Origin of the sequence: Thermomonas sp. (assembly GCF_020850895.1) — a bacterium.
Classification (GTDB): domain Bacteria; phylum Pseudomonadota; class Gammaproteobacteria; order Xanthomonadales; family Xanthomonadaceae; genus Thermomonas.
Map to the genome: position 1 here is coordinate 1 of NZ_JADZDS010000008.1, position 7013 is coordinate 7013.

At 65.8% G+C, this 7013-nt stretch carries 6 protein-coding genes and 1 pseudogene; 4 read left to right on the plus strand and 3 right to left on the minus strand.

Annotated features, from left to right (window positions below; genetic code table 11):
* Window positions 1-310 (minus strand): CopD family protein (locus tag IT472_RS00565; protein WP_297176784.1); only part of this gene is annotated, 310 nt, incomplete at its 3' end.
* A 141-nt stretch (window positions 311-451) separates the two neighbouring features.
* On the opposite strand from IT472_RS00565, the gene IT472_RS00570 reads away from it, so the two are divergent.
* Together IT472_RS00570 and phaZ are read left to right on the plus strand one after the other, a co-directional pair.
* Window positions 452-1045 (plus strand): class I SAM-dependent methyltransferase, encoded by a 594-nt coding sequence (locus IT472_RS00570; protein WP_297176787.1) that lies wholly within the window; start codon window positions 452-454, stop codon window positions 1043-1045.
* Between the two features lie 87 nt (window positions 1046-1132).
* Complete coding sequence (gene phaZ, locus IT472_RS00575; protein WP_297176803.1) at window positions 1133-2461, plus strand: polyhydroxyalkanoate depolymerase; 1329 nt, start codon at window positions 1133-1135, stop codon at window positions 2459-2461.
* An 80-nt stretch (window positions 2462-2541) separates the two neighbouring features.
* Here the strand turns inward: phaZ and IT472_RS00580 are convergent, their stop codons facing one another.
* Window positions 2542-3441, minus strand: coding sequence for a sensor domain-containing protein (locus IT472_RS00580; protein WP_297176790.1), 900 nt, complete (start codon window positions 3439-3441; stop codon window positions 2542-2544).
* Entirely contained in the window at window positions 3438-3797 is a 360-nt protein-coding gene (locus IT472_RS00585; RefSeq protein WP_297176793.1) for a PadR family transcriptional regulator, read from the minus strand. The genes IT472_RS00580 and IT472_RS00585 overlap by 4 nt, the downstream gene beginning before the upstream one ends.
* A gap of 193 nt (window positions 3798-3990) precedes the next feature.
* Between IT472_RS00585 and IT472_RS00590 the strand changes: the two are divergent.
* Window positions 3991-4827: pseudogene (locus IT472_RS00590) on the plus strand (peptidylprolyl isomerase); the annotation flags it as partial.
* Between the two features lie 120 nt (window positions 4828-4947).
* A partial coding sequence (locus tag IT472_RS00595; RefSeq protein ID WP_297176800.1) for a M1 family metallopeptidase occupies window positions 4948-7013 on the plus strand: 2066 nt, incomplete at its 3' end.

Genomic DNA, 7013 nt, shown 5'->3' on the forward strand with positions numbered 1-7013 from the left:
CGCGCTTCAGCTGGCGCCCGCTGGCGATGTAATACGCGAACAGCAACGCCACCAGCGCCAACTTCGCGTGCAGCCAGCCGCCCTTGATCCCGAAATGCAACCAAAGTGCCAGCCCACCGACGAAGGCGAGGCCGAACATCACATGGCCAAAGCGGTACAAGCGCCCGCCCATCAGCAACAGGCGCTCACGGACCGCCGGTTCAGCACCGGCCTCGGCGAGGTTGACGAGGATGCGCGGCAGGTAGAACACCGCCGCCATCCAGGCGATCACGAACAGGAGATGGAAGGTCTTGACCAGCAGATAGGCCATCGGCTCACTTCGTCGGGGTGGAAGTCCGCAGGATGCCGGAAAAAGGGTCTGAGTAAAGGTTCGCGTTCGGACCGGATCGCATTCCGGGCACTGTCCGTGCGAGATTTACGCCGACCCCTTTTCCGGTTTCCGCAAGCCTCAATGACTAAAACCTACGACCGCGCCTATTTCGATCGCTGGTATCGCCACGGCGGCATCGGCCATGCGGCGCGGCTGGCGCGCAAGGTGGCGCTGTCGGTGGCGACGGCCGAATACCATCTGGAGCGCCCGCTTCGCAGCGTGCTCGACATCGGCTGTGGCGAAGGCGCGTGGCGCGCGCCGCTGCTGAAACTGCGCCCCAAGGCTGCGTATATGGGCTTCGACGCCAGCGAATACGCCATCGCCCGCTACGGCCGCCGGCGCAATCTGCACCTTGCCCGCTTCAGCGATTTCGCCCAATTGCGTCCCTGCCCACCGGTCGATCTGCTGGTGTGCAGCGATGTCCTGCATTACCTGCCCACGCGCGAGCTCGAGCGTGGTCTGCCGGCGCTGGCGGAACTGTGCGGCGGGGTCGCCTTCATCGAAGTCTTCGCCCGCGGTGATCAAGCGGTGGGCGATGACGTCGATTTCAAGGCACGCCCTGCATCCTTCTATCGCGAACGCTTGCGTGCACTCGGACTGCGCCCGCTGGGATCGCATTGCTGGCTCTCTCCCAGCCGCGTCGATGCCGCCGCAGCGCTGGAGCTTCCGGACTGACCCGCAAAAAACGCGAACCTGATCACATTCCGCCGCGCTGGGCGCGTTATGCTGCATCGCCACAAACGGGAGCACGACCAGCCGATGGTGCTATATCCACTGCATGAACTCTGGCGTACCGGGCTTGCGCCCCTGGCCTACTGGGCCGACGCCAACGCCCGCATCTATTCCGCCCAGGACAGCTGGCTGTCTTCCCTGCCCGGCTCTCAGCGCACAGCGGCCGGCTTCGAGTTGATGTACCGGCTCGGCAAGGATTACGAGAAGCCCGAATTCGGCATTCATCAGATCGAAGTCGAAGGCCGGGCGATCCCGGTGGTGGAACGGGTCGCGCTGGAAAAACCCTTCTGCCGCCTGCTGCGCTTCAAGCGTTACCACGACCAGGCCGATGGCCTGGCGCGGATGAAGGACGACCCGGTCGTGCTGGTGGTCGCGCCCTTGTCCGGCCACCACGCCACCTTGCTGCGCGACACCGTGCGCACCCTGCTGCCCGACCACAAGGTCTACATCACCGATTGGACCGACGCCCGGATGGTGCCCACCGATGCCGGCGCCTTCCACCTCGACGACTACGTCGCCTACGTGCAGGAGTTCATCCGCCACATCGGCGCCCAACAGCTGCACGTCATCAGCGTCTGCCAGCCCACGGTGCCGGTGCTGGCTGCGGTGTCGCTGATGGCCGCGCGCGGGGAGGCGGTTCCGCGCTCGCTCACCCTGATGGGTGGGCCGATCGACGCCCGCCGCTCGCCGACCGCGGTCGACAACCTCGCCACCCGCCAGCCGCTGTGGTGGTTCGAGAACACCGTCATCCACACCGTGCCAGCCAACTATCCCGGCGTCGGCCGCCGCGTGTATCCGGGCTTCCTGCAGCACCTGGGCTTCGTGGCGATGAACCCGGAGCGCCACGGCCAGTCGCACTGGGATTTCTATCTGGACCTGATCAAGGGCGACCTCAGCTCGGCCGAATCGCACCGCAAGTTCTACGACGAATACAACGCGGTGCTGGACATGCCAGCCGAGTATTACCTCGACACCATCCGCACCGTGTTCCAGGAACACTTGCTGCCACGCGGCTTATGGGATGTCGCTGGCGAGCGCGTGGATCCGTCGAAGATTCGCGATTGCGCCCTGCTGACCATCGAGGGCGAACTCGACGATATCTCCGGGCAGGGCCAGACCCGCGCCGCCCACGACCTGTGCACCGGCATTCCCGCGCAGAACCGCAAGCACATCACCGCCGAGGGCGCCGGCCACTACGGCATCTTCAGCGGCCGCCGCTGGCGCACGCAGATTTATCCGCAGGTGCGGGCGTTCATTGCGGCGCAGGCGGGCCTACCGGCAGCTACTGTCGCCTCCAAAAACACGCCGAAGAAATCGAGCCCGAGGAAGAACACCCGCAATCAGGGAACCGCCACCTAGGCCCTCCGCTCGTCATCCCAGCTTTCGCTGGGATGACGGCTTGTTCAGCCAAGGCGCGTTTCCTTGCCGCACGCCTCTCGCTAGCCCAGATTGCTGACCAGCATCGTCTTGGCCAGTTTGCCGTGCAGGCGACCGATGAAGCGGGCCAGGTGCAAGGTTGCGAACAGCAGCATGATCCCCAGCACCGGCAACAGCACACCGAGCCACGGTGCCTGCTGCAGGGTCACGTCTTGCCACACGTTGATGTACGCGCCGTAGCCCAGGGCCGCCACGATCGGGGCTGCGATGAAGCTCAGCGACAGGCTCAGGCAGGTCACCACAACAGTGAAATACGCGACGCCCACCGGCAGCATCGCGAGGAAGTAGAGCATCGTGCCCCACGTCCGCGGGTCGGTGAACATCGCGCCGATGCGCTTCAGCAGCGGCAAGTTCCGGTCGGTGTACAGCGGACGGCGCGGCATGCGTTCGCCAAGCATGACCTCGACGATGCGACCCTCGACCAGCGCGAGGATGCGGGTGGCACCGATGAACAGGATCACGAACGGGATGCCGATGATCAGCACCGCAAGCCCGGCGGACAATGACGCGCCGGTCACCACCCAGGTGAAGTAGAACGTGCCGGTGGCCAGGGCCAGCAGCATGTAGAACAGCGCCCCGTAGGTATAGGGATCGGTGACGACGCCGAAGAATTGCCCAGCCAGCGTCTTGCGCGGTGCAGGTGCCGGCGGACGCAGCGCGGTCTGCACCTTCACTTCGGTGTCGCGATAGATGTCGGCCACTTCATCCGGCGCGCCATAGCTGCCGGCGACGGACGCGATGACCTCGGCCTCGGATTGGCCAGGATTGGCCGCCAACTCCGAACGCAGGTAGTCCTCGGCGTCGTACAGCGCATCCTGTGCCAGCGCCGGATCGCAACCGGCCAGTGCCGCACGCAGGCGTTCGAGATACTCGGGGATGGTGGTGGGCAGATTCGTGTTCATGCATCGGTATCCTTCAGCACGGCATCAAGGGAATCACGGGTGGCACGCCAGGCGGCGCTCCATTCGATCAGGGCATCGCGCCCGGCAGCGGTTGCGCGGTAGTAGCGGCGCGGCGGACCGCTGGTGGACGGCTCGACGAAACTTTCCAACAGGCCGCTGCCTTCGAGGTTGCGCAACACCGGGTACAGCGCGCTTTGCTTGCCCGCCAGCACGCCATCGCCGAACTGCTCCAAGCGCTTGGCGATCTGGTAGCCGTACATCGCATCGGCACTGGCGGCGACCACGGCCAACAACGCCAGTGATACGGTGCCGGCACTCAGCTCCTTGTGGAATTTGCGCAACAGGGTTTCGTCCATTTCCGCGCCTCCGCTAATCTGGAGTGAATGCTATTACTGATTTCGATATAGTGAATATGCCAGTAGTCATGCAATTCGCTATGCTGCCGCCTTCACCCTTGGAGCCGCACCGATGCGCCGTGGATTGCTTGTCGTCGCCCTTGCCCTCGCCCTGCCCGTCGGCGCGCAGAACGCCACCTCACCGCCGAAGCCGCGCACGCCGCAGCAGATCATCGACGCGGCACCCGCCAGCGCCTGGCGTACGCTCGATCCGGCCAACACGCTGTACCTGGAGCTGGCGAGCGGCCGCGTCATCATCGAGCTGGCACCCGGCTTCGCGCCCGAGCACGTCGCCAACATCAAGACCATGGCCAAGGGCAGTTTCTGGGATGGATTGACGATCTACCGCTCGCAGGACAACTTCGTGGTCCAGTTCGGTGACGCCGAGGGCGAGGAAGCCGGCAAGGCCAAACCCTATCCCGCCGGCACCCGCACCCACCTGCCGGCCGAGTTCACCCGCAGCGCCACCGGCGTGCCGTTCGACCGCCTGCCCGATGTCGATGGCTGGGCGCCGCAGGTGGGCTTCGCCGATGGTTTTCCGGTCGGGCGCAATCCGCAGACCGGCCAGATGTGGATCGCCCACTGCTACGGCGTGGTCGGCGCCGGCCGCAACAACGCCCCGGACAGCAGCATCGGCGCGGAACTCTATGCCGTGATCGGGCAAGCGCCACGCGCGCTCGACCACCAGCTCACCGTGGTCGGCCGGGTCGTGCAAGGGATGGAATTGCTCAGCGTGATCCCGCGCGGCCCGGCGCCGATGGGTTTCTACACCGATCCGGCCCTGCGCACGCCGATCCTGTCGATCAAGCTTGCCAGCGAGGTGCCCGTCGCGCAGCGCACGCCACTGCAACTGCTGCGCACCGACAGCCAGGCCTTCATCGATGCCACCGAGGCGCGCCGAAATCGCAAGGACGATTTCTACACCCAGCCGCCCGGCCATATCGACCTGTGCGGCGTGCCCTTGCCGGTGCGCACCCCGCCAGCACCCTGAGCACCCGCCGCCCCATCACCGGGTGACGTTCGTCATCTGCAGTGCGTGACTCTTGGCACTGCGTGCAGTGCCTGGCGATCACACATCCTTCCGCAATTCACTTGGCATTCGGGAAACCCCATGATCCGAAGCTGCACCCCGATCCTCTGCACGGCCTTGCTTGCATGGGCCGCACCGGTCGCATTCGCCAAGACTCCCGCTCCGGCGACCACGGCGCCAACCACCACCGCTGCCTCGTCCGGCACCTGTGCGACGATCCCGCTGGCCGCACCCAACGCCGCGGCGGTGCGCACCGCCAGCGCGGTTGACGCTTGGGGCGGTCCGCGCGCTGCCAATGCGGCCACTTTGTCCGACCGCGTGGTGAGCTACTCGATCGACGCCACCCTCGACCCCGACAAGCACACCGTCACCGGCAAGCAGACGCTCACCTGGCGCAACCGCAGCGCCCAGCCGGTGTGCAGCATCTACGTCCACTTGTACCTGAACGCGTTTGAAGGCCCCGGCAGCACCTTCATGACCGAAAAGCGCGCCAGCGCCAGCGGTTTTCGCAGCAACGTGGCCACCCGCGACGGTGAATATGGCTACATCCGCCTCGACCGCGTCGCCCAGGGCGGCGCGGCAGCGAAGTGGACCTTCGTGCAGCCCGACAACGGACCGAAAACCGACCGCAGCGTGGTCCGCATCGACCTGCCGCAGCCGGTCGCGCCGGGCGCCAGCACCACCTTGAACATCGACTTCTTCGACCAGTTGCCGCGCGTGGTGGCGCGGACCGGCTACTACGGCAGCTTCCATCTGATCGGCCAGTGGTTCCCGAAGATCGGCGTGCTGGAACTGCCGGGCGAACGCGGTGCCACCGCGCCGCGCTGGAACGCCCACGAATTCCACCTGCACAGCGAGTTCTATGCCGACTACGGCAGCTATGACGTGCGCCTGACGGTTCCGAAGGGCTATACCGTCGGCGCCACCGGGCAGGAAACCGGCGCGCCGGTCGAACGCGGCGGCAAGGTGACCCACCACTACGTCCAGCACGACGTCCACGATTTCGCCTGGACCGCCGACAATCGCTACGCCAAGCCGCTGGTGCGCACTTGGAACGGCCCGCGGGGCCCGGTCGAAGTGCGCGTGCTCTACACCCCCGAATACACCAGCAACGCCGAGCCGGTGGCGCAGGCCACGATCGATTCGTTGGCGTATTTCTCGCGCACGCTCGGGCCCTACCCGTACAAGACTGCCACCGCCGTGGTTCCGCCCTACGGCGCAGCCGAAGCCGGCGGCATGGAATATCCGACCTTCTTCACCGCCGACAGCACATCGGAGGTGGCTGCGGGCAGCCTCGGTCGCTTCGCGCTCGACTTCGTCACCGTGCACGAGTTCGGCCACGGCTATTTCTACGGCATCCTCGGATCCAACGAATTCGAGGAGCCGATGCTCGACGAAGGAATGAACGAGTACTGGGACCAGCGCATGATGACCGAGCGCAACCAGGTCTTGAACCTCACCTCAGCGTGGCTGGGCGCGCTGGGCGTCGGAACCCAAATCCGGCCGTTCGACATGGAGCGACTTTCCGCCATGCTCCCCGATCCAGCCGATTCGCTTGGCGAAAACAGCTGGTCGCGGATGTCCAGCGCAAGCTATGGCACCGTGTACTCGCGCACCGCCACCGCGATGCGCCAGATCGAGATGCTGGTCGGCACGCCTGCGCTGGAACGGGCAATGAAGCTGTACTACGAGCGCTGGAAGTTCCGCCATCCCTCGCTGGCCGACCTGCGTGACACGCTGGCCGAAGGGACTGGCCGCGCCGACATCGTCATCCCCGCCTTCGACGCCTACGTCTACGGCACCGGCAAGACCGACGACCGCATCACCAGCATGAGCAGCAGTGAGGTGCTTCCGCTGCCCGGCTACCACCAGCAGGACGGCAAACAGGTGCTGCTGGACAGCAAGGCCGTGGACAAGCGGATCGCCGACCAGCGCGCTGCCTGGAAGAAGGCCCATCCGAATTCAAAGCCCGGCACCGGGCCATTCCCGTTCCACACCGTGATTCTGGTCCGGCGCGATACGGTCAAGCCGCCGCAGGTGCTGCGGGTGACGTTCGCCGATGGCAGCCATCGCGACCTCGCCGTGACCTCGCAGGCGAGTTGGCAGCGTTTCGTGCTGGACACCCCGGTCAAGGCAGTTTCCGCCCA